Below are 23,395 nucleotides of genomic sequence, written 5' to 3'. Positions count from 1 at the left end.
TATCAACGCTACAAGTGGCTGGTTTAAATTTAAAAACCTATTAGAAACCTTTAAAATAACTGAATTTTAATAATTTTAATTTATTGTTATTAATTTTTAATTAGTAAAATCTATAATTAATAGAAATTATATTTACCACGTATACAATAGAATTCAACTATCTGCTATGAGGAAATTTCCAATAGCACACGATAGACATTTATTTACATCACAATATTGAGATTTTAATTCTAAAAGCGCCTGAGTCTCTTGGGCGTTTTTTGTTTTTGCTCTAATCTGTTCAAATTTCTTAATGATACTATTTTTTTCAGGTTTTATAGCTTGTATCATTTTGAGCAACAACTCACCTTCATCTTTCCCTAGATATTGTGAATAATAAAAACGTAACGGCAAGACCGCATTGATAAGCAAAATATCTACAAAAGATTTTGTGAGCTTTTTTACTCGTTTCTTTTGTTCTTTTCCAAAAGAATAATGTGTATCCCAATATAAGGACGCTTTTATATCAAAAAGCAAGTATAAATCCTCTACGTTTTTTGCGGTCATCACTTTACTGAATAAATTAGGATGCTTGTGATATAGTTGCGCTATTTGGGATAACCGTATGGTGGGAAAATTATCTGGACGTAATTTAAAAAACTGCACGGGCAAAATACCACTACTATCAAGAGCAAATTTATGTAGTATAAATTCAAATTCACCCTGTAGCTGTATAGGGTAAGAATCTATAGTATCTTCTGGCAGGAGGTTTGCCATACCAAGCAATAACGCCTCTAGCTTAAAGGGCTCTGGAGCACATTTACGTATTACAGAAAAAGGGAGCTTCTCTCCTATTGATTGAAAAGAACTTGCATTGATTTTGGTCCCAAAGCCTTTGAGTAACAATATAAAAAATGTAGCCTCCCAGTCATTATTTACCATCTCTAGCAAAGGCTTGATAAGGTCGGTTTTGCGAGCTAGTCTTTCAAAATATAAACGCTCCAGCCAGTTATTTTCTATCATATCTGGCACACGCTTGATATCTACATCACAATTTATCCACTTTTGAGATTGATTTGCAAATAGCTTTTCATAATTCTCGAGCGCCTGTGGTGAGACATAATCTTTAAGAACCAGAGTGGGTATGGCGTCATTATTTGCTCTATAAATCTCAACATCGTGCTCCCAGACTACGTGCAGTATCACATTGTCATATGCTGGATCACTCTCGTGATGATGAGCATACCAGTCAGAAGATTTTAAGTGTATCTCTACATTTCCTGCCCATAACTGATCACCTATATGCAAACTTGCATTAAAAAAATCTGGACCCGAGAGTTCATTATGTTGTCCTGTGGCTACTAAGGTTATAGGTACGCCTGTGATGGTTTTCGCTTTCGCGAAAGCGTACTTCTTAAATTTCCATAAATAATGAAGAAAATCTTCTTGCATAGACACCAAGTATTAAGGTTCTAAAATAGAAAATTCTCACAACTAATGTTACTATTTACAAGTAATTAGATTGTAAATCAACATTATAAGGATACGCTATTACTTCTATGAGAGAGCAAAAAAAAGAGGTAGACAATGTCCACCTCTTTAGCTCTCACCTTATCTATGCAACCACTAGATAGCGTTTATGATATCGTGCTTTGTAATTATGTGATGTTTACCTTCTCCCAGGTCTACAAGCACTGCATTATTTTCTTTTGTGATAAGTTTTGACACTTCAGAAATGACTGCAGTTTTTTGAACTACGGGATATGCAGCTCCCATAACGTCTTTAATAGGTGTATCTGCTACATCATTATTTTCCATATAGGCTCTAAAAAGGTCGGCCTCATCTACAGATCCTACTATGCCAGTTGTATCTTCTACAGGTATTTGAGATATTTTAAACTCACGCATACGCTCTATAGCGTGTGATACAAGCTCTTCTGTTTTTACAGTAATTAATGGTTTATTTATGTGGTTTTTAATAAGATCACTAGCAACTTTATACTCTTGATCTAAGAAACCGCGCTCACGCATCCAGTCATCATTAAACATTTTACCCACATAACGACTACCGTGATCGTGAAAAAGTACCACCACTACGTCATCTGGGCCAAATTTACCTTCTTCATTAAGTTGCAGTAACCCCTTTATGGCAGACCCGGCAGAGTTTCCTAAAAACATTCCCTCTTCCTTTGCTAGTCTTCTTGTATATACAGCGGCATCTTTATCTGTCACCTTAGTAAATCCATCTATAATAGAAAAATCTACGTTTTTTGGTAAAATATCCTCTCCTATTCCTTCTGTGATGTATGGATAAATCTCATTCTCATCAAAAATACCCGTCTCGTGATACTTTTTAAATACAGATCCATAGGTATCTACTCCCCATACTTTTACATTAGGGTTATGTTCTTTAAGATATTTACCTACTCCAGAAATTGTTCCTCCGGTACCTACACCCACTATAAAGTGTGTAACCTTACCTTCGGTTTGCTCCCATATTTCTGGACCCGTGCTTTGGTAATGTGCTTTTGCGTTACTAGGGTTGTCATACTGGTTAACATACCAGCTATTAGGCGTTTCTTTTGCCAGACGTGCAGATGTCGAGTAGTATGATCTTGGATCTTCTGGCTCTACATTAGTAGGACAAACAATTACCTCACTCCCCACAGCTCTCAATATGTCCATCTTTTCTTTAGACTGCTTGTCTGAAATAACACAAACCATCTTATACCCCTTTATGATAGCCGCAAGAGCGAGTCCCATACCTGTATTACCAGATGTACCTTCTATAATTGTACCTCCTGGTTTAAGTCTTCCATCTGCCTCTGCATCTTCTATCATCTGTAAAGCCATACGGTCTTTTACAGAGTTACCAGGGTTAAAAGTCTCATACTTTGCAAGGACAAGACAAGGCAAGTCTTTTACAAGTGCGTTCATCTTTACCATAGGTGTGTTTCCTATAGTTCCTAATATATTTTCGGCGTAGTTCATCTCCTTTAATTTTTGATTGCAAAGATACTTAGTAAGACGCAGATGCATCACCCGCATTACAAATAATTAGTACGGGTGTGAGTACGCTTTCGCGAAAGCGCAATACAAATCTCCATAAGCACCTCTAGGGGACTATAAGTAAAGTTTTGGTAAATAATTCCTTACTTTTGAGTAACTACTTACCAAACTACAATGGACACGAGCAGCTCACCTTTTACCAAAGAAATGTTACTTCCTCAAGAAGAATGCCTTGAGGTCGAAAAGAAACGTGGCGAGCTCTTTATAGGCATCCCTAGAGAGACGCATTTTCAAGAGCGACGTGTATGTCTCACGCCAGATGCTGTAGGTGCACTTACTGCAAATGGTCACCGTGTGATGGTAGAGTCTAAGGCTGGAAAGGGCGCTCGATATACCGATAAAGATTACTCAGAAAACGGTGCCGAGATCACAAAAGATACCGCAAAGGTTTTTTCTTGCCCTATGATCTTAAAGGTAGAACCGCCTTCACTAGAGGAAATCGAGATGATGAACCCACAGACGGTACTCATATCTGCCTTGCAAATTAAAACACAAGAAAAAAAATATTTTGAAACCCTTGCTAGCAAGCGCATCACAGCACTTGCCTTTGAGTTTATAAAAGACGAAGATGGTACTTACCCTGCCGTACGTACACTCTCTGAAATAGCAGGAACCGCTGCTGTACAAATGGCTGCCGAAATTATGTCTAGCTCAGAAACAGGTACTGGTATGCTACTAGGCAATATAAGTGGTGTGCCACCTGCAGAGATTGTTATAATAGGTGCGGGAACTGTGGGAGAATTTGCCGCTAGATCTGCTATAGGTCTTGGAGCAAACGTAAAAATATTTGACAACTCTATTACTAAACTACGCTCTATACAAACTAATGTAGGGAGACCACTATACACTTCTACCATACAGCCTAAAAACCTTGTAAAAGCATTAAAAAGATGCGACGTGGTTATAGGTGCTGTAAGAGGCGCAAATCGCGCTCCTGTTATTGTAAGTGAGGTGATGGTAGAAGGAATGAAGAATGGAGCTGTCATTATAGATGTAAGTATAGATATGGGTGGTTGCTTTGAAACTTCTGAAGTAACAACACACGATGCTCCTACATATAAAAAACACGGAGTGACTCATTATTGCGTGCCTAATATACCTGCTAGATTTGCGCGTACGGCTTCTGTATCACTTAGTAATATTTTTACTCCTTACTTACTAGATATTGCAGAGGAAGGTGGTATAGAAAATAAGCTGCGCTTTGACCGAGGATTAAAAAATGGATTGTATTTTTACCACGGTATTTTAACCAAAAAATCGGTAGCAGACTGGTTTAATCTTTCTCACCGAGACATCAACCTTTTGATTTTCTAGCAAGCATATGCACATTCTAAAACGTATAGGTTATTACCTAGGTGGTTTTTCTATAGGACTTATCGTACTCGCATTCTTTTTTAGCGGTAAAAAAACAAGTTGTGCCTATTTTCCGCAGCAGCGGGTTTTAAAAAACTTACGAATTAAACCCTATACATTGTCACCAGATGCTACAGCAGAGCTTGCGTCTATGCAACGTGACACTGTAACTATAAATAGACTTTTAAAACTAGGAGAAGTAGACTTTGGTGAAAGCGAGACACGCAAAGAGCCTTGTGGTTTTTATGTGATTACCGGAGAGGATGAAACTGGTAAAGATCTTAAAATGACGCTAGATAATTGTGAAGAGTCGGTACGCATAGTTTCTATAAAAGAAATTAAAGAATAACGCTATACCACTATGAGAACAGCAACATACGCTATACTTCTACTACTAGTTATAAGTGCTTGTTCCTCAAAAGAAACTTCACGTATTGCGACGGTAAAAAATTACTACAGCGGCTTTAATAATGGTGATTATAAATTAATAGAGACTCAGCTCTCAGACAGCCTCACAATCACAGAAGGTGATTATATAATGAATTTTACACCAGAGAGTTTTAAAACTCATTTTAAATGGGATTCTGTATTTGTGCCTCAGGTAAAGATTATTAATATTGAGCAACAAGAAAATGACCTTCTCGTAACTATATCTGCAAGCTCTAAACGATTTGAGTTTTTAAGAAACAATCCTCTTGTCACTAAACATTTAGTACATTTTACTAATGGTAAAATAAGTAGGATTGACAATGTTGATTTTATCAATACTGACTGGAAATTATGGACCGAGCAAAAGGAAGGTCTTACCCAGTGGATAGTAAATAATCACAAGGAGCTAGATGGTTTTATGATAGATCAAACACTTCAAGGCGGCCTTAACTACCTCAAGGCAATAGATCTTTATACTAACCGAGAAAACAACAATACTAAGGAAATAGTAGAATAACTATAACTTTCTTCTCTTACGCTCTGCTTTAATAAGCTCTAGCTCACGATTAGTTTGTCCCGCTACAGATGTATTTTCTTCGGCGCGACGTATGAGGTATGGCATTACATCTTTTACAGGGCCAAAGGGAAGGTATTTTGCCACATTATACCCCTCAAGAGATAAGTTAAAACTTATATGATCACTCATACCATATAATTGTCCAAACCACACTCGGTTATCATCTTTTGCGATTCCCATCTCCCCCATAAGCTTCACTGCAAGTAAAGAACTGTCTTCATTGTGTGTTCCTAAAAATAGAGAGATGTCATTTATATTTTCAAAAATATAACGCATCGTCGCATTAAAGTTTTCGTCTGTAGCGCGCTTATCTTTACATATAGGCGTTGGATATCCTTTTTCTTTAGCGCGTTTATTTTCCTTTTCCATATAGGCACCTCGCACGATTTTCATACCTATTTTAAAATCTCTAGCACGTGCTTCAAGATGTAGTTTTTTTAAGTACTCTAAGCGGTCGTGACGGTAACACTGCAAGGTATTATAGACAATGGGTTTTTCTTTATTGTAAGTTGCCATAAGCTCTGCCACCATATCATCTGCGGCATCTTGCATCCACGATTCTTCCCCATCTATGAGCACTTCTACATCACGCTCTTTTGCTATCTTACATATAGCGTGCATACGCTCTTTAATACGCTCCCACTCTACCTGTTCTTCTGAGGTAAGCGCCGTTCCCTCTGTAAGCTTTTGCCAGATTGCAAAACGACCTACACCAGTAGGTTTAAAAACCACGATAGGCATTGCATCTTTCTCATCTGCAAACTCTACAAGACCTATTACTTTATTCATACACTCGTCAAAAGAAGCTTCTTCTTCCTTACCCTCTACAGAATAATCTAGAACAGAACACACATTTGCACTGTACAGTTTATCTACAGATGTCATACAGTCTTCTTCATTAACACCTCCACAAAAGTGATCAAAAACAGTAGATCGTATAAGACCTTCTACAGGCAGGTTTGCATTAAGTGCAAAACGAGTTGCTGCTGTACCTATGCGCACAAGTGGTTCTTTAGAAATCATTTTAAAAAGAAAGTACGCGCGTTCTAACTCACTATCAGATTTGAGCTTAAAGGCATTTTCTGTATTGTCAAAAAGAGAGGTTTGCATATGCTTAAATTAGTTAGACAAATATACATCTAGATTACACTTTTTTAAACCAAAAGTGAGTAATTTGCAACTGTTAAAATTACATTATAATGACTACCATTCAAGCTGCCTCATACGATATCGTTTTTAATCAATCTGGATATGATGCCCTTAATGTACTATTACTCCAAAGCTCTTACAGTAAGATATTTGTAATAGTAGATGATCATACCCACGAAGATTGTCTTGCTCCTTTTTTAGGCAATCTAGCTACCGAAATACCTATAGAAGTCATAGAGATACCACACGGTGAGATTAATAAAACGATAGAAACCTGTAGTGGAGTTTGGGATGCCCTAGCAGCACTAGATGCAGATAGAAAAGGACTTGTGATTAACGTAGGTGGAGGAGTTGTTACAGATCTAGGTGGGTTTGTAGCAAGTACTTTTAAACGTGGTATGGACTTTATAAATATCCCGACCTCTCTTCTCTCTATGGTAGATGCCAGTGTAGGTGGCAAAACAGGTGTTGATCTAGGCACACTTAAAAATCTCATAGGTGTTATAAACAACCCACAAATGGTACTTATAGACGGTGGCTTTCTGGCAACATTACCACCAGAAGAACTCCGTTCTGGCCTTGCAGAAATGTATAAACACGGACTCATTGCAGATAAATCTTACTGGAACAAGCTTAAAAACTTGAGCGAGATGACCACAGATGATTTGAGCCAACTCATTTATGAGAGTATCATCATAAAAAATGAAATTGTACTTCAAGACCCTAGAGAACAAAGTATAAGAAAAACCCTTAATTACGGTCATACACTCGGTCACGCTATTGAGTCATACTGCCTAGCTTCAGACACTAGAAAGACGCTTTTACACGGAGAGGCAATAGCAATTGGGATGATTTTAGAGAGCTACCTTTCGGTGGAGCTTACGGGGCTTAATAAGGATGCGCTAGATGATATTACAACTACGCTTAATGATATGTATGAGGAGGTCGCTTTCGCGAAAGCGGACATAGAACCCATTATAGAATACCTCAAGCACGATAAGAAAAATACAAATGGTAATATAAATTTTGTACTTCTAGAAAGTATAGGAAGTGCCGTTATAGACAAACAAGCTCCAAACGAACTTATATATAAGGCCTTTGATCATTATCTAGAGAGCACACAGCAAGCTACCTTATAAATACCTTTCTTTAATTATGGTAATGTGGTGACGCTCGTGACCCGCGATTATAAATCCTGCTGCGCGAGGGCTTAACGGGCTTTGACTTGCTTCTCCTATTACACGCACAGTCTCTTTTGTCATAGATGTAAAGAGACTTAAGCTTGCTAGACGCACACTAGCATACTCCTCAAGTAGAGATGATATAGTACGCTCATTTGCATTGCTTGAAGCCACAAAATCATCTTGCTCAAAACCCTGCAAAGGCGTAGCGTCCATTCTAGAAAAGCGTAATGCACGATATGAAAATATGCGCTCAGTGTCTATAAGGTGTAACAATACCTCTTTAGGAGTCCATTTACCAGGCGCATAACGCAAGAGTAATTGCTCTTCTGATAAACTATTATAAAACGACACGGTAAAATCTAGCCCAGATTGTAATGCCTCAAGTAAATCTGTTTCTTCTGGTACCTGAGAGATATACTGATTATAGTAGGTGTTATATTCTGGCTCTTTAACTTCTGCTCGCGTTGTCATAGTCTAAAAAATTTAAGTTAAAAGTAATAAAAAACCCTTTCTCGTTGTGAGAAAGGGTTTTAAAATATTCTGCGGTTCTAATTATACTAGATCTTGAAAGATAGAGTGCATTAATCTTTTCTTGTCATTAATGCTCTCTTCTAGCGAGATCATCGTTTCTGTACGATATACACCATCTATATCATCTAGTAAGAATATAACATTCTTTGCGTGATTCGTATCTCTTGCTCTTATTTTACAGAAGATATTAAACTTACCTGTAGTTACGTGAGCGACAGTTACAAACGGGATTTGAGCAATGCGCTCAAGCACAAAAGTAGTTTGTGATGTCTTATTAATATATACACCCACGTATGCTATAAAAGAATAGCCTAATTTTCCGTAATCTAGTGTAAGTGAGGAACCTGTGATAATTCCCGCTTCTTCCATCTTCTTAACACGTACGTGTACAGTACCTGCAGAGATGAGTAATTTTTTTGCTATATCTGTAAAAGGAGTTCTTGTATTCTCGATAAGCATATCGAGTATCTGGTGGTCTACTTCGTCTAATTTGAACTTTGCCATTGTATCTGCGTTTTTTGAATATAATGCAAAAATAATAGAATATTACTGATTATTCTGCAACAAGCGCCTCTTATTTACTAAAACGTTATCGTAAACTTTTTACCCCCTATTTTTTACCTTAAATCGAGACTATACTACACAAGTTTGAAGCTAGATGCATTATCTACTTCTTGATGACAAAAAACACCTGTACCTAGCACCTCTTCAAGAGGTTCTGGAGTAAATAAAATAGCTCCATCTTCTACCTTTTCTTTATACTGCAATTTCTCAATAGCTACTCCTTTGCTATGCAAATCACAATAACACTTACTATGCTCAGGTATCATTTTATAATCCTCAACAGGGTAGGATATATCTTTTTGACAAGCCTCAATAGCATACCATAATGATGCAAAAATGTATGCTCGTGTTTTTTCGCGAGCATAGTCATTTGGGTAATGACCTGCTTCAAAAAGTACGGTTGCCACCTCAGCTTCTTGAAAAGCATCTCCCACACAATTGTTATTAAAAGCATCATTATATAGGCCTATATTTCCACTTAAATCGTCTTGTAAATTTTCAAAAATATGTGTGATTACACTAGCAGATTGCTTACGCGAAAATGTAAAATTTCTTTCCTCATTTGCCGAAGGTGCAAGGAAGGAAAGTATAGATGGTTTGCCTGTATTTTCAAAACCATAAATAGTTCGTTGCCCGTGTAAGTTGAAACAAAAATCTGGCTTAAAATCATTAAAAATTTGACGTAATAATTTTGATTCTGGCTGACTCAAATCTTGAGAATCTCGATTAAGATCTACGTCGTTTGCATTATTTCTAGTCCACATTTTTGACCCGTCAGGATTAAGCATAGGGATCATAAAAAATGTACAATTATCAAGCACATTTTTCACATCATTTTGATGCTCATTTTTTTGTAAAAAATTACAAAAATCAAGTAAAGATTTTGTGGTTGTAGATTCGTTACCGTGCATCTGTGACCACATTAAAATTTTAGCTTTTCCAGACCCAAATTTCACAGAATAAATAGGACGTTTTTCTACAGAATCACCTTCTATAGAAACAGTAAATTCTTCTGGTAAATTTTCAACAAAATTTGTAATAAATTCTGGCAAAATGTAGCGACCAGAAATAGCTTTCTCACGGCAACTAGTAAACTCTTCTAAAACCTTAGATAATATCATAATCTTACTTTGAATGACAAAGATACTTTTTTTGAAATTAGCTCTTACAAGTGTTGTATTACAATTGTAAACAAGGATTCTTTATACAAATGGAGCGTTACTATTGTAAAATACAGTTCAAATAGATAAAATTCATACTCATTATAATTTCAACATTGCAAATCAGTTACTTAAATATTTAAATATAAACTAAAACTTTAATCTATTTATAAGTAAATTTTATGTTTAACAAGTATAGATCGCCATAGTTTACAATTGTAACGTATCTTTGTTGTATACAAATGGAAACACTACTTGACAATACAAAATTTGCAAAGCGACTTCAAAAAATTATGGAGTCACACGAGCTTAGCGCCACATCATTTGCAGAAAAACTATCTGTAGGTCGTGCAACAATTTCCCACCTTATGGCGGGCAGAAACAAGCCCAGCTTAGACTTTGTTATGAAGGTAGTAGACACCTTTCCAAATATAGAATTAGAATGGTTACTTTACGGGAAGAAAACAACTCCAAAACCGCCCCCTACTACTCCAGAAAAAACGATAATTGAGCCACAAGAAAACTTACAAAAAAAACTCTCCAACTCGCTCCAAAAAACTACCGAAGAGCAGACCCCAAAAACAGCTCAAAAAAGCATAGAAAATATAGGCGCTTTTTCTTCATCAAAATCGGCAGTTAAGAGAGTGATTATTTTCTTAGAAGATGGAACTTTTGAAAGTTATGAAATGTAGTTTGTCTCATTATCTAATTAAATAACCTAGCTCATTTTCGGCAATTTAAAACCTTCTAAAAAAGAGGTTTCAAATTACGAGTTCCAACTCTTTGTATATTATTTTTGTAGTCTATGAAACGTATCTTTTTTTACTCGATTGCTGCTTGTTTTTTTTTCGCTTTAAGCTGTAAAAGTCCAGAGCGAGATTGTGCAAATTTTAAGACTGGCACATTTACTTTTGAGACACTTCTAGATGGCGAACTTGTAGCCACAACATTTACACGTAACGATACTCTTGAAGTAGATTTTTTTAATGGTAAAGCAGACTCCTCTTCTGTGCGATGGATTAATGATTGTGAGTACATCGTTAAGAAGTTGAACCCAAAAAGTATGAGTGAGGAAAAAGCACTCCATATGAAAATCATAGCTACTGACGGAGATTTTTATACCTTTGAGTACTCCCTCGTAGGAGAAACCAACAAACAACGCGGAACCGCAAAAAAAACAACTAACTAATGTTTGACATTCTTACCACTGCAGATGCTTGGATTGCACTGCTTACGCTTACCTTTCTTGAAATTATATTAGGTATAGATAACATCATCTTTATATCTATCGCCGCAGAAAAGCTTCCGCAAAAGGATCGTAAAAAAGCGACTAATATTGGTCTTGCACTTGCAATGGGTATGCGTATCGCATTACTTTTTGGGATATCGTGGCTTGTGGCCTTAAGTGCTCCTTTCTGGCATATAAACGCAAGCTGGATAACAGGAGGGATAAGCTGGCAAGCGGTTATACTTCTTGCAGGAGGTATCTTCCTTATCTGGAAGTCTGTACACGAGATACACGAGAAGGTGGATGAAACAGGACTAGAAGAAGAAGAGATTTCAAAAAAGAGCTCTACTACGCTAGGTAATGCCATTGTACAAATTGCAGTTATCAACCTTGTATTCTCTTTTGACTCTATACTTACGGCTGTCGGGATGACTAACGGACTCTCTGACAATCCAACAGATGCATTAATCATTATGGTGATAGCAGTTGTTATCTCTGTGGGGATAATGATGCTCTTTGCAAACCCTGTAGGAAACTTTATTGCAAAGCATCCATCTTTACAGATTTTAGGGCTGTCATTCTTAATTTTAATAGGTTTTATGCTTATTGCAGAAGGCGCGCACCTATCACACCTAGAAATCTTTGGATCAAGCGTAGGAGCCATCCCTAAGGGTTATTTATACTTTACGATTGCCTTCTCATTACTGGTAGAGTTTATAAACTTCAAATACAGAGCTATGAAAACAAAAGACTCTGGAGCACAAATACAAATGAAGAAAAATGTAGAGCACCTCAAAAAGGACTAACATCTTTCTTACAGAATGTAAAAAGTGTCTTTAGGCTACGGCTTAAAGACACTTTTTTTATGTAATAAATTATCGACCTATTCTATGGAGCTTAGTTTTACAACTTAGAAATCATCATCATCCATAAGTCTCTCTATCTTGCGCTTTTCCCAAGTTTTATTAAATATAGGGCTCCAGCCGTACACCTCAGAGGCGTGACCTACAACACCCCAGCCCCATCCCAATATAGGGAAAAGTGCCCAAGGAAAACTGGTAGACATCACGTTAAAATAAATAAAGACAGGCACCATAATCGCATATATAGTGAAGTGTATGTAAAATCCTTTGAGATCTTCTACTTTCTTTTTTGCACGTTGATAACGTTTATCCTCTAGATACTCTGTTTGTTTAGGTTCAAAACTAGCTTGTCCAGCTTGTGTAAGTAACGGCACACCTACTTGAAAGTTTGCACCATCATCTTTTATAACAACATCACTACTCGTAAGCAGGCCGTAGCGCTGGCGTATGTTTTGTAAACCTACACCGCTACTCTTCTTTACTACTTGTTTTTTCTGGATGTTATTAGTCACATATAGCGTATTTCCCTCTTCATAGATTCTTATGTGAAGCTTATTTGAAGGAGTTACTTGGTTATGCTTTACAGCATTTTCTAATAGTAATTGTAACGATAGCGGCACCACTTTGTACTCTGAGTGAGAAGATTGCTCAGGTATGTCTACCACAATACTGTCTTCAAAACGCATTTTAATAAGATTCATATACGTACGAGCAAAGGCAAGCTCCTCCTCTAGTGGTACTAGTTCTTTATTTTTTTGCTCTAGTACATATCTGTATACTTTTGAAAGCGAAGTGGTAAACTTGGTTGCCTGTCTTGGGTTTTCCTCTATAAGACTTGCTAGCACATTTAAACTGTTGAATAAAAAATGAGGATCCAGCTGATTTTTAAGTGCATCAAACTTTGCAGAAGCGGCTCCTGCAATAATTTTAGATTCCTTTACTTTACTCTCTTGCTTTCTCTTCCAGCGACTCACCGCATAAAACGAGGTTGTTGCTACAGCTGTTATTATAAAAGGAAATATATAATCCTCGAGACCTTCACTAGCCCAATATTGATCTAAAGGAATGTTGTAATACTTCGTAATAAGTAGTAATCGCAGTACAAACACCGTAACTAAAGTCACAGCAATATGCGCAATAAGCGCATAAGTAAGCACCTTAAAATTCCACAGAGTAGCGGTAAAACGTTTTCTAAAGTTTACTATAACCATCGTATTTACTGCATACAGCGCTACAGAAAAGATTTGGTTTTGGATAAAAAAGGTTATTACTCCATCTCCATACCAAGGGTTACCCAGCACGTACAGTATGATACTATGAACGATAAATATGGTTAAGCCTACAATATTTGCCTTTGCAAACTCTGTTAGATAATACTTCATTTCTTCTTAATTACAAGCCTCTGCACTTTCTAAAGCTCTTTTTACATTTCCTTTGGGATGGAACTCCGTCTCAGGTTTAAAGGTAGCAAAAAGCTCAATGGCGCGCTTTAACTCTGCACAATACGGTTCTATTGAGCTTCCAAAGTACTTTGCACTCCCCATATCCCACTGTGCCTTATCTGCTATAAAAATGGGATTATCTGGATCTTTTTTAACCATTTTCTGGTACAGTTCGCCTATGGTACCGGCATATTTCATTCCATACTTCATACCATCATAAGCTACCCACACGGTATATAGCTGCGCTTGTAGATAATCTGCATACGGGTTATCTTTTTCTATCGTACGCATTGCATTGATATACTCCTGCGCCTTATCTCCATTTACTTTGAGCGTTGTTTCATTTTGGTTTTCAAAATCTCGCCAGTTCTTCACAATGGCTATTTGTGCCACGTGGTATGAGGGCAACCAGTTATCCTTTTCTACCGTTGCGATACGCTCAAAAAGATTTGAAGCTTCATCAAGTTTATCTTGATCCCAGAGTTCCATTGCTTTGCGCATACCCTGCTCATATTTAGTTTGAGCTATAAGGAAGGTACTGCTGCATAATGCGATAATAAGAAGTAAGTGTTTCATAATAGTATTGTTTTGATTGATGATGTAAAGATGGTTTTAAGTACGCTTTCGCGAAAGCGTAATCTACCCAATTGTCATTTATACAGTCTCAGCTGTAATTTTCTTGCCAAGTCTCGTCTTACGCATCCAGTAAGAGATGAAAATTATCCCAAAAACCGAAGGTAATAGCCAACTCAACAATGATGGTAACACGCTATTTGTGACAAAAAAGGCTGTAAAAGCAGCAATGTATGCTCCAGAAATTTTTGCTATATGTAGTCGTAAGTATTTCTTGCGCAAAAGCTTTAAATCGCGCATTGCTCTTAAATCATTTATGGCATTAAGTAAACCTATGGTGCCAAAAACCACAAGCACCCAGCCCATTGTAAAACTTTTAAAAACGAGATACAATCCGTAACCTATCATACCTAAACCTATAATAGCCATAGACCAAGAGATAACTTTGTCCCAGCGTAGATCTGCCATTTTGCGTACGCTCTTAAACCTAAGCGCTCTGTACCCAGAAAGCACGAGATATACACTAAATAGTCCTACCACAAACAGAAACGGATTGTTGTGATCTGGCAGTAGTGAAGCCACAATACCCGAAATACCTGCTGTAAGCATCCCATAATAAAAAATCATCCCAGACTTTTTGTGCCACACATTACCCTTACGAGCTATGACAGAAATAGTACCAGAGATGAGAGAAATAAACCCACCTACTGCGTGTAGCGTGATAAATATCTTAAAGAAAGTAGCATAGTCCATAATTGATATATTTTGATGTTGAGGATATCGGCTATTGATTGACACTACAAATATGAACTCTAACTTAAGGATTACAAAAACCATACGACCCAATTGAACAAATAAGCTACCGAGTTGTAGTTTTGTATCAACTAGTACATTTACTTATGATTGTAAAAGAGCTTTTCCCTAGATTTCATCCAGAACTTATAGAAGAGATCAACACGCACGGCATCATAAAAGAGCTCCCTGCTCAAACAGAGTTACTACGTGAGGGACAATATGCAAAGGTTATACCTATTGTGATAGAAGGCCTTGTAAAAGTGTACTCTCGTTATGGGGATAGAGAGCTCCTGCTCTACTACATTCATCCAGCAGAGAGTTGTATTATTTCTTTTTCTTCTGGCATCTCACAATTACCTAGCCGTGGCTATGCTATCACAGAGACAGCGGCTACATTGCTCCTTCTGCCTGTCAAAAATGTACAACAATGGCTTAAAAGCTATCCAGCGCTCAACACCCTTTTCTTTAAAAATTATGATGCTCGCTATCTTGATATGATGAATGCCGTAAACCACCTCCTGTTTGATAAGATGGACACTCGCATACTAGATTACCTCAAAGAAAAAACACGTGTAATCTCTTCTCAAACATTACATATCACTCATAAAGAAATAGCCACAGACTTAGGTACTGCTCGAGAAGTAGTAAGCAGGATTTTAAAAAAACTAGAGGCCGAAAATCATATCACACAAGAGGGACGCACCATAAAAATCAAGTAAGTGTGACCATAGTCACTGTTTAATGGAAAAGCTCCCATTACATTTGTGCTGTATTATTATCTAAAACAACACATTATGAAAAAGAATATGGGAAATCTAGACCGCGGTTTACGTATTGCAGCAGCGGTAATAATAGGTATACTTTATGCAACCCACGTTATAAATGGCACTCTTGCCCTTGTACTAGGCATTCTAGCGTTAGTATTTATCGCGACAAGTTTTATCTCATTTTGCCCGCTTTATGCTCCATTTAAACTGAGTACCTACAGAGCCAAAAAATAACCCCCTTACATCGCAAGCCCTCACAAGTCATATGGTGAGGGTTTGTTTTTTATACGCTTTCGCGAAAATAGGTATCGTAATTATCCTAAAACGAGCACTGTCTATACTTTAAGAATACCCTATCTTTGCGGCTTCTTAAAAACGACCTATGAAACGCATTTTTAACAACTTTACTGCAAATCCTAAAAACGATATTCTATCTGGAATCACCGTTTCTCTAGCAATGATACCTGAGGTAGTTGCCTTTGCCTTTGTAGCACAAATAAGCCCTATTGTTGCTTTATTTGGGGCATTTGTTATTGGTATTATCTCTGCACTTTTTGGCGGTAGACCAGGGTTAATCTCTGGTGCTGCAGGAGCTGTTGCTGTGATTTTTGTACAGATGATTCAAGAAGGCCACGCAAAGGGATTACTATTTGATCAGCCTGTTGAAAATATGGGGTACTTCTATTTACTCGCCGCTGTGGTATTAATGGGAGTTATTCAGGTATTTGCTGGCTTATTCAAGCTAGGGAAGTTTGTGCGTTTAATACCACACCCAGTAATGATGGGGTTTGTAAACGGTCTAGCCATCGTTATATTTCTTGCACAACTAGGGATGTTTAAAGAAAATAAGAAAGATTACGCTGGTGACAATATGCGTAAAACAGCTTCAAAAGAGCTCGTTTATACCGTATCTGATAATGAAGTAAAAGACAAAGTTTCTAATACCGTACTATTTACAATAGAAGGAAACTCAGTCATAAACAAAGCCACAAACAAGGAAGTATTTGTACTCTCAGACGGACAAGTTTATGATACAAATACACAAAAGGTAGTTTTTAACGCTTCACAAGATGGCTTTTACTCTGTAAAAGACAAAGGAGTTGTAAAAACCTGGATGAAAGGCAAGTCCCTCTTTACAATGATAGGCCTTGTACTGCTTACAATGCTCATTGTATGGGGATTACCAAAACTAACTCCTAAAATTCCTGCCGCACTTACAGCTATTGTTATTGTATCATTGATATCGATTTTTGGAGGCTTAGATGCTGTAAACGTAGGTGAATTTATAAGAGATGGTGGTGGTGCCGGTTTAAATGGTATGGCAGAAATCTCAAGCAAGCTCAATGTATTTGACCTATGGAGCAACCTGCCATTTAACCTTGATACACTTAAATTTATAGCGCCTTATGCATTTCTTGCAGCTTCTGTAGGACTTATAGAAACCTTGATGACTATGAACCTTGTAGATGAGATGACAGACTCTAGAGGTAATGGAAACAGAGAGTGCGTCGCACAAGGAGCTGGTAACATCGTGAGTGGTGTTTTTGGAGGAACTGGTGGTTGTGGTATGATAGGGCAAACAGTAATAAACATTAACGCTGGAGGTCGTGGTAGACTCTCTGGTGTAATGATGGCAGTAACACTACTTACTTTTATCTTATTTGCAGACCGCTTTATAGAGCAAGTGCCTATTGCTGCACTCGTGGGTGTAATGTTTATGATGGTTATTGAGACATTTGCTTGGTCTAGTTTTAGAATTTTAAAGAAAATACCAGTATCAGATGCATTTGTTCTTATTATAGTATCTGCAGTGACTGTATTTTTTGATCTTGCTATTGCTGTATTTGTAGGTGTAATTATAGCAGCCTTATCATTTGCTTGGAGTAGCGCTAAGAAAATTAGAGCTAGAAAGAAATTTAAAGCAGATGGCACAAAGGTATATGAGATCTGGGGCCCATTATTCTTTGGAAGTATTCAGAGTTTTAATTCTAAGTTTGACATAAACGGTGATCCAGACCACATAGAAATTGACTTCATAGAGGCAAAAGTCGCAGACCACTCTGCCCTAGAAGCGATTTTTGTACTCCTTGAGAAGTATGAAGCCGTAGGTAAAACAATCACACTCAAGCACCTCAGTACAGAGTGTAAAGACTTAATGCGCAAAGCCTCTCCTAAATTTGACAAAGTAATTGAAGAAAGTGTAGATGACCCTCGTTATCACGTACTTTCTGGAGTGCTAGACACAGAGGCCTAGCAATATAAAAAATGAAACTTGTCTAAGGGGCACACACCTCTCTAAAAACAATAGAGACAATCTCTAACGAGCTATAACACTCATATCAACCAATTGAGTTGAAAGACAAAAAAAGGCGCTATAAAGCGCCTTTTTTAATATCGAATAGTATCCAACAACTATGACATATTAAGAACCTATAAAACCTACACCCGCTGTTGCGTGTGACTGCGTATCAATTAGTATAAATGACCCGGTTTGCTTATTATCTAAAAACTGATCATTAAGCACCTGCTTACTAAGCTGTATAGTTACCTTACCTATATCGTTAAGCACAAGTTTATCTGTAGCATCTACACCAGAAAAGTCTGTATGTACAATGCTATTTATACTTTTTACTTTTCCTAAAATTTGAGCCGTACCCTGCTGTACTAAGTATTTTGTACCAGGTACGAGTGCATTATTATCCATCCAGCATACGGTAGCCTGTAGCTCTTTAGTAAGACTAGGTGCTTGCGCACTTTTAACTAAGATATCACCACGACTTACGTTTACATCATCCTCTAGCGTGATGGTACACGAGTTACCAGCATCTACTTTAGTAAAAGATGCATTATAAAATAAAATATCTTTTATTACAGAAGATCTACCAGAAGGAAGAACTGTCACAGAATCACCTACTGCTAGCGCTCCTCCAGAAACTTTACCTGCATATCCTCTAAAATCGTGATATTGATCCTGCTTAGGGCGTATAACGGTTTGCACGGGAAACCTTGCTCCCACCTCTTCTACTTGAGAAGGATTTAATTGTTCTAAATGTTCTAGTAAAGTCTCACCGTCATACCAAGGCATCTCAGTAGAGGCATTTACCACATTATCACCTTTTAAAGCGCTTATAGGTACAAAAGTGATACGTTGCGCTTTAAACTGTTGCTTTTGTGTAAGCGCTCCAAAATCTGAAACAATCTTATTAAAAGCCTCCTCATTATAATCTACAAGATCCATCTTGTTTACCGCAACTACAATATCTTCTACACGTAGTAAATCGTTTATAAAAAAATGACGGTACGTTTGCTCTACCACTCCTTTACGTGCATCTACAAGAATAATAGACGCTTGTGATGTAGATGCTCCAGTCACCATATTACGCGTATACTCCACGTGTCCAGGTGTATCTGCAATGATATAACTCTTCTTTGCCGTGCTAAAATAGATGTGTGCTACATCTATAGTAATACCCTGCTCGCGCTCTGCTACCAGACCATCTGTCGCAAGTGAGAAGTCTAGATAATCAAATCCATTTGCCTTACTCTTCTTTTCTATCGCCTCCAGCTTATCTGTAGTGAGCGATTTTGTGTCGTATAGTAACCTCCCTATTAGAGTACTCTTACCATCATCTACGCTTCCAGCGGTTGCTATCTTTAATACGTCCATTGTATTGTGTCTTAATCTTTGAATTTCTTTTACGCTTTCGCGAAAAGTTAAACAGCCTTACCTCCTAGAAGTATCCCTGTTGTTTACGTTTTTCCATTGCGGCCTCAGAGCGCTTGTCATCTATACGAGCACCTCGTTCTGAAATGGTAGAGGTACGTATCTCACCTACTACTTTCTCAATAGTGTCTGCTGTAGAGAGTACTGCTGCTGTACAAGACATATCACCTACCGTTCTAAAACGCACTGTGCGCTCTACAACCTCTTCATCTTCTGCTCTAAAAACTACATCATCTTGTGCAGACCATAACATACCATCTCTTAAGAAGGTCTTGCGCTGGTGTGCAAAATAGATACTAGGAATTTCTATTTTTTCTGAAGCAATATAGCTCCACACATCTAGTTCTGTCCAGTTACTTATAGGAAACACGCGCACATTCTGACCGTGATCAATATTTCCATTTAAGAAGTTAAATAACTCTGGACGCTGGTTCTTTTCATCCCACTGTCCAAAATCATCACGCACAGAAAAAATACGCTCCTTAGCTCTTGCTTTTTCCTCATCACGACGTGCACCACCTATAGCAGCGTCAAATTTAAACTCCTCTAGCGCATCTAGAAGTGTGGTGGTTTGTAACATATTACGACTGGCATATTTACCCGTCTCTTCTGTCACTCTACCTTCATCTATGGCATCTTGTACGTTACGTACTATAAGCTCAAGACCTAGCTCTTTTACAAGCTTATCTCTAAAGGCAATTGTCTCTGGGAAGTTGTGCCCAGTGTCTATATGTAATAATGGAAAAGGAATCTTAGCCGGAAAAAAGGCTTTTTGTGCTAGTCGTACAAGCGTTATACTGTCTTTCCCTCCAGAAAATAATAACACTGGACGGTCAAACTGAGCTACGACTTCTCTAAAAATGTAAACCGCCTCACTCTCTAATGGATTGAGTGCAAGAGTAGCCTTAGTATCTATAATAGGTTGTGTTGTAATATCCATAATTTTTTTAAAGGTGTATGCCGCACTCACGGTGTGCTAGCACTTTTGTAGGATCATAATAATCTGTCTCGTTAGGAAGGTTATGCTCCTTAAGGTAGACATCTAGATCACTATCGCTATAATTATAAAACGGACTCACTTTAAGTACGCCTGCTTTACTTACACTAAAAATATCTAGTGAGTCGCGCAGAGCAGTTTGCCCCTTGCGTAAGTTTGTAAACCACACATCTGGCTTTTGTGTCGCCATTGCTCTAGTAAATGGTTCAATCTTTACTTGCTCTGTAAACACTGCGTGCTGTGGGTCATCTATAGATGGGATACCCATAAGGATATCTCTGTGAGCCCTCGTTTGTTTAGGCACATAGAGGTCTATTTGTAAGTCTAGCGTCTCTATAAGCTCTTGTGCGTGTGTGTAGGTTGCTTTTGTGTTATAACCCGAGTCACACCATACAACAGGCAGTTGTGGTGCTACTTGTGTCACTGCGTGTAGCAATGCTCCCTCGTAGGGTCTAAAATTTGTTGTTATAATAGCTTTGCTAGCCTGTGCTATGGCGTAGCTTATTACCTCTTGCGGCGTTGCAGTTGCAAAGCGCGCGTTGAGGGCGTCTATATCACTTGCTGTGTACATAGTTATGATGCGGTTTTTCCCCAGTTAATTTTATTCCAAATGCGCTCGTGCGCAAAGTAAAGAATAAGTTTTGTTAAAAAATCAATAGAGGCAATAGAAGTGGCTAGTAACCACTCACCTGTTAATAGGTATGAAACAAAAAGAGTATCTAATGTACCAACGAGTCTCCAGCTTAATGCCTTTACGATACTACGCATAGGCTTTTCTGAAGTTTTATCTTTTTGGTATGATTTACTTTTCTCTTTGTCTCTTTGTAAAAAGATTTGATCTAAAATCATTGTTTTGTCTAATATACATCTATTAATCTATGGGATTACTAGACTAATGGGCAAAAGTAAGTAAATTTTTGGGCTGAGCAACAATTTTAGCATTGCTTTTACATTTACCCATAGCCCACATACAATTCAAAACATTGATATACAATAGACTATCTACAACACCCTACATACAAACTCACTTCTTCATTTAGAAAAAAATGCTATATCCATACTCGCTAGCCCCGATTGTAATGAAAATCCCGCAATGTAGCGCAGCGCAATGAGGAATTGCAATGTAAAGCGGGTTACTACTTTTAATGAGATGCTCCTACCCTAGTGCTCCTTAAACGAACACGTTAAACAAAAAAACCTCTTGAGATAGCTCAAGAGGTTTTTTATAAGGGTTATGAAGTGGTCTTACTGATTCATAGAAATCAAGAATTCTTCATTATTTTTTGTGCTACGTATACGATCACTCATAAACTGCATTGCCTCTACTGGGTTCATATCTGCTAGATACTTACGTAATACCCATAGACGTTGTGAGGTGTCTTTACTGTGTAGTAAATCATCACGACGTGTAGATGAAGAGGTAAGATCTATAGCTGGGAAGATACGGCGGTTTGCAATATTGCGATCCAGCTGTAGCTCCATATTTCCAGTACCTTTAAACTCTTCAAAGATTACTTCGTCCATTTTTGAACCGGTCTCTGTAAGTGCTGTCGCTATGATAGAGAGTGACCCTCCACCTTCTATATTACGTGCTGCTCCAAAGAAACGCTTAGGTTTATGTAGTGCATTTGCGTCTACCCCTCCTGAAAGAATCTTACCAGAAGCTGGCTGTACGGTATTATATGCTCTTGCGAGACGTGTGATAGAATCTAGTAGTATGACTACATCGTGACCACACTCTACGAGGCGTTTTGCCTTCTCAAGTACAATGTTTGCCACTTTTACGTGCTCGTGTGCTTCTTTATCAAAGGTAGAGGCTACAACCTCTCCCTTTACATTACGTTGCATATCTGTTACCTCTTCTGGTCGCTCATCTATAAGGAGTACAATCTGGTATACCTCTGGATGGTTTGCAGCAATGGCATTTGCAACGTCTTTAAGTAACATTGTTTTACCCGTTTTAGGCTGTGATACTATCATACCACGCTGCCCTTTACCTATAGGTGCAAACATATCCATCACTCGTGTTGAGATACTGGCTTGACGCTCTGCTAGGTTAAACTTTTCTGTAGGAAATAATGGTGTGAGGTGCTCAAAAGAGACACGATCTCTCACAATGTTAGGGTTAAGACCGTTTATACGGCTTACTTTAATAAGTGGGAAGTACTTTTCTCCCTCTTTTGGAGGGCGTATCACACCTAGTACAGTGTCTCCTGTTTTAAGACCAAAAAGACGTATTTGTGATTGTGATACATAAATATCGTCTGGTGATGCTAGGTAATTATAATCTGAGCTACGTAAAAAGCCGTAACCATCTTGCATAATATCTAGCACTCCCTCGCTCTCTATAATACCTTCAAACTCATAATCTGGCTCGCGGTAGCGGTTGCGATTATCCTTATTACCGTTGTTACCGTGTGTATTACCATCTTTCTGGTTGCGGTTATTACGGTTGTTATTGCGGTTATTATTATTGTTACGATTATTATCGCGAGATGAGCGCTTGTCGTTGCTCTGACGGTTGTCATTGCTAGAGCGCTTATCGTTATTATTATTAGAACGCTTGTCTTTATGAGTATCGCGTTTTTGAGGTGTTTTTGCCTCTTCTGTATCTTTTACCTTAGCTTTTGCTGGCTCACGCTTTACGGCTTCCTTCTTTGCTGGAGCCTCTTTTTGTGCTGGGGCTTCTTTTTTGTCTTCTGGAGTGGTAGCTTTTGCCTCTGTAGTAGCCTTAGGTGCTCTAGGTGTACGTGGCTTACGCTCTTGCTTAGGCTTAGGTGCTGGAGCAGCTTCTTCCTTACCTTTTGGCACGACGGCCTCTACCTTTTTTGGGTCTGCAGCTTGCAGGTCTAGTATTTTATAAACTAGATCTAGTTTTTTTAAGGATCTAAACTTAGGAACGTTTATCCCTTTTGCAATTTCTTGAAGCTCGGGAAGCTTCTTTGCTTTTAATTCTGAAATGTCAAACATCTAATAATGTAGTAAATTAAAAATCGAGTGATTATTATGTA

The 23,395-nt window shown here is 37.9% G+C and carries 24 protein-coding genes; 10 read left to right on the top strand and 14 right to left on the bottom strand.

Features of this window, described 5'->3' with window-relative positions; translation table 11 throughout:
• Nucleotides 1-153 precede the first annotated feature (153 nt).
• Both Q0948_RS14470 and Q0948_RS14465 read right to left on the bottom strand, forming a co-directional pair.
• Nucleotides 154-1,431 carry a DUF2851 family protein gene (locus Q0948_RS14470; RefSeq protein WP_298353918.1) on the bottom strand — a complete coding sequence of 426 codons (1,278 nt, stop codon included), beginning with the start codon at nt 1,429-1,431 and terminating at the stop codon, nt 154-156.
• Between the two features lie 174 nt (nt 1,432-1,605).
• Nucleotides 1,606-2,970, bottom strand: a complete 1,365-nt coding sequence (locus Q0948_RS14465; protein ID WP_298353921.1) for a pyridoxal-phosphate dependent enzyme — start codon at nt 2,968-2,970, stop codon at nt 1,606-1,608.
• Nucleotides 2,971-3,162: 192 nt separating this feature from the next.
• Between Q0948_RS14465 and Q0948_RS14460 the strand changes: the two genes are divergently transcribed.
• From Q0948_RS14460 to Q0948_RS14450, 3 genes are read left to right on the top strand one after another with little or no spacing between them, the layout of a single operon-like run.
• On the top strand, nt 3,163-4,362 hold the full coding sequence (locus tag Q0948_RS14460) for an alanine dehydrogenase (RefSeq protein ID WP_298353924.1): 1,200 nt from the start codon (nt 3,163-3,165) through the stop codon (nt 4,360-4,362).
• Nucleotides 4,363-4,369: 7 nt separating this feature from the next.
• Nucleotides 4,370-4,750 (top strand): hypothetical protein, encoded by a 381-nt coding sequence (locus Q0948_RS14455; protein ID WP_298353927.1) that lies wholly within the window; start codon nt 4,370-4,372, stop codon nt 4,748-4,750.
• A gap of 12 nt (nt 4,751-4,762) precedes the next feature.
• Entirely contained in the window at nt 4,763-5,347 is a 585-nt protein-coding gene (locus Q0948_RS14450; protein ID WP_298353930.1) for a hypothetical protein, read from the top strand.
• Here the strand turns inward: Q0948_RS14450 and Q0948_RS14445 are convergent, their stop codons facing one another.
• The gene (locus Q0948_RS14445; protein ID WP_298353933.1) at nt 5,348-6,517 is read right to left on the bottom strand and encodes a proline dehydrogenase family protein; all 1,170 of its coding nucleotides are present in this window, start codon (nt 6,515-6,517) and stop codon (nt 5,348-5,350) included.
• Between the two features lie 89 nt (nt 6,518-6,606).
• On the opposite strand from Q0948_RS14445, the gene aroB reads away from it, so the two are divergent.
• A complete protein-coding gene (gene aroB, locus Q0948_RS14440) occupies nt 6,607-7,695 on the top strand; it encodes a 3-dehydroquinate synthase (protein ID WP_298353939.1) in 1,089 nt (362 codons plus the stop codon).
• On the opposite strand, the gene Q0948_RS14435 is transcribed toward aroB, so the two are convergent.
• From Q0948_RS14435 to Q0948_RS14425, 3 genes are all read right to left on the bottom strand, one after another.
• Nucleotides 7,690-8,211, bottom strand: coding sequence for a DinB family protein (locus tag Q0948_RS14435; RefSeq protein ID WP_298353942.1), 522 nt, complete (start codon nt 8,209-8,211; stop codon nt 7,690-7,692). The genes aroB and Q0948_RS14435 overlap by 6 nt on opposite strands.
• Nucleotides 8,212-8,292: 81 nt before the next feature.
• Nucleotides 8,293-8,775 (bottom strand): winged helix-turn-helix transcriptional regulator, encoded by a 483-nt coding sequence (locus tag Q0948_RS14430; RefSeq protein ID WP_013751723.1) that lies wholly within the window; start codon nt 8,773-8,775, stop codon nt 8,293-8,295.
• Nucleotides 8,776-8,909: 134 nt separating this feature from the next.
• Nucleotides 8,910-9,956 carry a M14 family zinc carboxypeptidase gene (locus Q0948_RS14425; protein WP_298353944.1) on the bottom strand — a complete coding sequence of 349 codons (1,047 nt, stop codon included), beginning with the start codon at nt 9,954-9,956 and terminating at the stop codon, nt 8,910-8,912.
• A gap of 281 nt (nt 9,957-10,237) precedes the next feature.
• Between Q0948_RS14425 and Q0948_RS14420 the strand changes: the two genes are divergently transcribed.
• From Q0948_RS14420 to Q0948_RS14410, 3 genes are all read left to right on the top strand, one after another.
• Complete coding sequence (locus Q0948_RS14420; protein WP_298353948.1) at nt 10,238-10,687, top strand: helix-turn-helix transcriptional regulator; 450 nt, start codon at nt 10,238-10,240, stop codon at nt 10,685-10,687.
• A 113-nt stretch (nt 10,688-10,800) separates the two neighbouring features.
• Nucleotides 10,801-11,184 carry a DNA topoisomerase IV gene (locus Q0948_RS14415; protein ID WP_298353951.1) on the top strand — a complete coding sequence of 128 codons (384 nt, stop codon included), beginning with the start codon at nt 10,801-10,803 and terminating at the stop codon, nt 11,182-11,184.
• On the top strand, nt 11,184-12,029 hold the full coding sequence (locus Q0948_RS14410) for a TerC family protein (protein WP_035328452.1): 846 nt from the start codon (nt 11,184-11,186) through the stop codon (nt 12,027-12,029). The genes Q0948_RS14415 and Q0948_RS14410 overlap by 1 nt, the downstream gene beginning before the upstream one ends.
• 104 nt (nt 12,030-12,133) lie before the next feature.
• Here Q0948_RS14410 and Q0948_RS14405 read toward each other — a convergent pair whose 3' ends face one another.
• The 3 genes from Q0948_RS14405 to Q0948_RS14395 form a co-directional block, all read right to left on the bottom strand.
• A complete protein-coding gene (locus Q0948_RS14405) occupies nt 12,134-13,468 on the bottom strand; it encodes a 2TM domain-containing protein (RefSeq protein ID WP_035336425.1) in 1,335 nt (444 codons plus the stop codon).
• A 6-nt stretch (nt 13,469-13,474) separates the two neighbouring features.
• Nucleotides 13,475-14,104 carry a hypothetical protein gene (locus Q0948_RS14400; RefSeq protein WP_298353958.1) on the bottom strand — a complete coding sequence of 210 codons (630 nt, stop codon included), beginning with the start codon at nt 14,102-14,104 and terminating at the stop codon, nt 13,475-13,477.
• A 78-nt stretch (nt 14,105-14,182) separates the two neighbouring features.
• On the bottom strand, nt 14,183-14,854 hold the full coding sequence (locus tag Q0948_RS14395) for a DUF2306 domain-containing protein (protein WP_298353961.1): 672 nt from the start codon (nt 14,852-14,854) through the stop codon (nt 14,183-14,185).
• 146 nt (nt 14,855-15,000) lie between these two features.
• On the opposite strand from Q0948_RS14395, the gene Q0948_RS14390 reads away from it, so the two are divergent.
• The 3 genes from Q0948_RS14390 to Q0948_RS14380 all read left to right on the top strand — a co-directional run bounded on the left by Q0948_RS14390 (nt 15,001) and on the right by Q0948_RS14380 (nt 17,917).
• Nucleotides 15,001-15,615 carry a Crp/Fnr family transcriptional regulator gene (locus Q0948_RS14390; RefSeq protein ID WP_298353963.1) on the top strand — a complete coding sequence of 205 codons (615 nt, stop codon included), beginning with the start codon at nt 15,001-15,003 and terminating at the stop codon, nt 15,613-15,615.
• A 75-nt stretch (nt 15,616-15,690) separates the two neighbouring features.
• The gene (locus Q0948_RS14385; RefSeq protein ID WP_298353965.1) at nt 15,691-15,897 is read left to right on the top strand and encodes a DUF2892 domain-containing protein; all 207 of its coding nucleotides are present in this window, start codon (nt 15,691-15,693) and stop codon (nt 15,895-15,897) included.
• 148 nt (nt 15,898-16,045) lie between these two features.
• Nucleotides 16,046-17,917 carry a SulP family inorganic anion transporter gene (locus Q0948_RS14380; protein WP_298353968.1) on the top strand — a complete coding sequence of 624 codons (1,872 nt, stop codon included), beginning with the start codon at nt 16,046-16,048 and terminating at the stop codon, nt 17,915-17,917.
• 168 nt (nt 17,918-18,085) lie between these two features.
• Here Q0948_RS14380 and Q0948_RS14375 read toward each other — a convergent pair whose 3' ends face one another.
• The 5 genes from Q0948_RS14375 to rho form a co-directional block, all read right to left on the bottom strand.
• On the bottom strand, nt 18,086-19,330 hold the full coding sequence (locus Q0948_RS14375; RefSeq protein WP_298353971.1) for a GTP-binding protein: 1,245 nt from the start codon (nt 19,328-19,330) through the stop codon (nt 18,086-18,088).
• Nucleotides 19,331-19,394: 64 nt separating this feature from the next.
• Nucleotides 19,395-20,327 (bottom strand): sulfate adenylyltransferase subunit CysD, encoded by a 933-nt coding sequence (gene cysD, locus Q0948_RS14370; RefSeq protein ID WP_298353974.1) that lies wholly within the window; start codon nt 20,325-20,327, stop codon nt 19,395-19,397.
• 7 nt (nt 20,328-20,334) lie between these two features.
• Nucleotides 20,335-20,955, bottom strand: a complete 621-nt coding sequence (locus tag Q0948_RS14365) for a phosphoadenosine phosphosulfate reductase family protein (RefSeq protein ID WP_038600638.1) — start codon at nt 20,953-20,955, stop codon at nt 20,335-20,337.
• Nucleotides 20,956-20,957: 2 nt separating this feature from the next.
• The gene (locus tag Q0948_RS14360; protein WP_035328436.1) at nt 20,958-21,233 is read right to left on the bottom strand and encodes a DUF2061 domain-containing protein; all 276 of its coding nucleotides are present in this window, start codon (nt 21,231-21,233) and stop codon (nt 20,958-20,960) included.
• A 396-nt stretch (nt 21,234-21,629) separates the two neighbouring features.
• Complete coding sequence (gene rho / locus Q0948_RS14355) at nt 21,630-23,354, bottom strand: transcription termination factor Rho (RefSeq protein ID WP_298353982.1); 1,725 nt, start codon at nt 23,352-23,354, stop codon at nt 21,630-21,632.
• Nucleotides 23,355-23,395 lie beyond the last annotated feature (41 nt).

The organism is uncultured Dokdonia sp. (assembly GCF_947496725.1).
Taxonomy (GTDB): domain Bacteria; phylum Bacteroidota; class Bacteroidia; order Flavobacteriales; family Flavobacteriaceae; genus Dokdonia.
This window is presented reverse-complemented; position numbering and strand designations above follow the sequence as displayed.

Coding starts and splice junctions, on each gene's coding strand:
- Q0948_RS14460 (WP_298353924.1), top strand. CDS start 3,163: ATGGACACGAGCAGCTCACCTTTTACCAAAGAAATGTTACTTCCTCAA.
- Q0948_RS14375 (WP_298353971.1), bottom strand. CDS start 19,330: ATGGACGTATTAAAGATAGCAACCGCTGGAAGCGTAGATGATGGTAAG.
- Q0948_RS14395 (WP_298353961.1), bottom strand. CDS start 14,854: ATGGACTATGCTACTTTCTTTAAGATATTTATCACGCTACACGCAGTA.
- Q0948_RS14465 (WP_298353921.1), bottom strand. CDS start 2,970: ATGAACTACGCCGAAAATATATTAGGAACTATAGGAAACACACCTATG.
- Q0948_RS14430 (WP_013751723.1), bottom strand. CDS start 8,775: ATGGCAAAGTTCAAATTAGACGAAGTAGACCACCAGATACTCGATATG.
- Q0948_RS14470 (WP_298353918.1), bottom strand. CDS start 1,431: ATGCAAGAAGATTTTCTTCATTATTTATGGAAATTTAAGAAGTACGCT.
- aroB (WP_298353939.1), top strand. CDS start 6,607: ATGACTACCATTCAAGCTGCCTCATACGATATCGTTTTTAATCAATCT.
- Q0948_RS14415 (WP_298353951.1), top strand. CDS start 10,801: ATGAAACGTATCTTTTTTTACTCGATTGCTGCTTGTTTTTTTTTCGCT.
- Q0948_RS14435 (WP_298353942.1), bottom strand. CDS start 8,211: ATGACAACGCGAGCAGAAGTTAAAGAGCCAGAATATAACACCTACTAT.
- Q0948_RS14360 (WP_035328436.1), bottom strand. CDS start 21,233: ATGATTTTAGATCAAATCTTTTTACAAAGAGACAAAGAGAAAAGTAAA.
- Q0948_RS14455 (WP_298353927.1), top strand. CDS start 4,370: ATGCACATTCTAAAACGTATAGGTTATTACCTAGGTGGTTTTTCTATA.
- Q0948_RS14385 (WP_298353965.1), top strand. CDS start 15,691: ATGAAAAAGAATATGGGAAATCTAGACCGCGGTTTACGTATTGCAGCA.
- Q0948_RS14405 (WP_035336425.1), bottom strand. CDS start 13,468: ATGAAGTATTATCTAACAGAGTTTGCAAAGGCAAATATTGTAGGCTTA.
- Q0948_RS14365 (WP_038600638.1), bottom strand. CDS start 20,955: ATGTACACAGCAAGTGATATAGACGCCCTCAACGCGCGCTTTGCAACT.
- Q0948_RS14380 (WP_298353968.1), top strand. CDS start 16,046: ATGAAACGCATTTTTAACAACTTTACTGCAAATCCTAAAAACGATATT.
- Q0948_RS14450 (WP_298353930.1), top strand. CDS start 4,763: ATGAGAACAGCAACATACGCTATACTTCTACTACTAGTTATAAGTGCT.
- Q0948_RS14420 (WP_298353948.1), top strand. CDS start 10,238: ATGGAAACACTACTTGACAATACAAAATTTGCAAAGCGACTTCAAAAA.
- Q0948_RS14445 (WP_298353933.1), bottom strand. CDS start 6,517: ATGCAAACCTCTCTTTTTGACAATACAGAAAATGCCTTTAAGCTCAAA.
- Q0948_RS14425 (WP_298353944.1), bottom strand. CDS start 9,956: ATGATATTATCTAAGGTTTTAGAAGAGTTTACTAGTTGCCGTGAGAAA.
- rho (WP_298353982.1), bottom strand. CDS start 23,354: ATGTTTGACATTTCAGAATTAAAAGCAAAGAAGCTTCCCGAGCTTCAA.
- Q0948_RS14390 (WP_298353963.1), top strand. CDS start 15,001: ATGATTGTAAAAGAGCTTTTCCCTAGATTTCATCCAGAACTTATAGAA.
- Q0948_RS14410 (WP_035328452.1), top strand. CDS start 11,184: ATGTTTGACATTCTTACCACTGCAGATGCTTGGATTGCACTGCTTACG.
- Q0948_RS14400 (WP_298353958.1), bottom strand. CDS start 14,104: ATGAAACACTTACTTCTTATTATCGCATTATGCAGCAGTACCTTCCTT.
- cysD (WP_298353974.1), bottom strand. CDS start 20,327: ATGGATATTACAACACAACCTATTATAGATACTAAGGCTACTCTTGCA.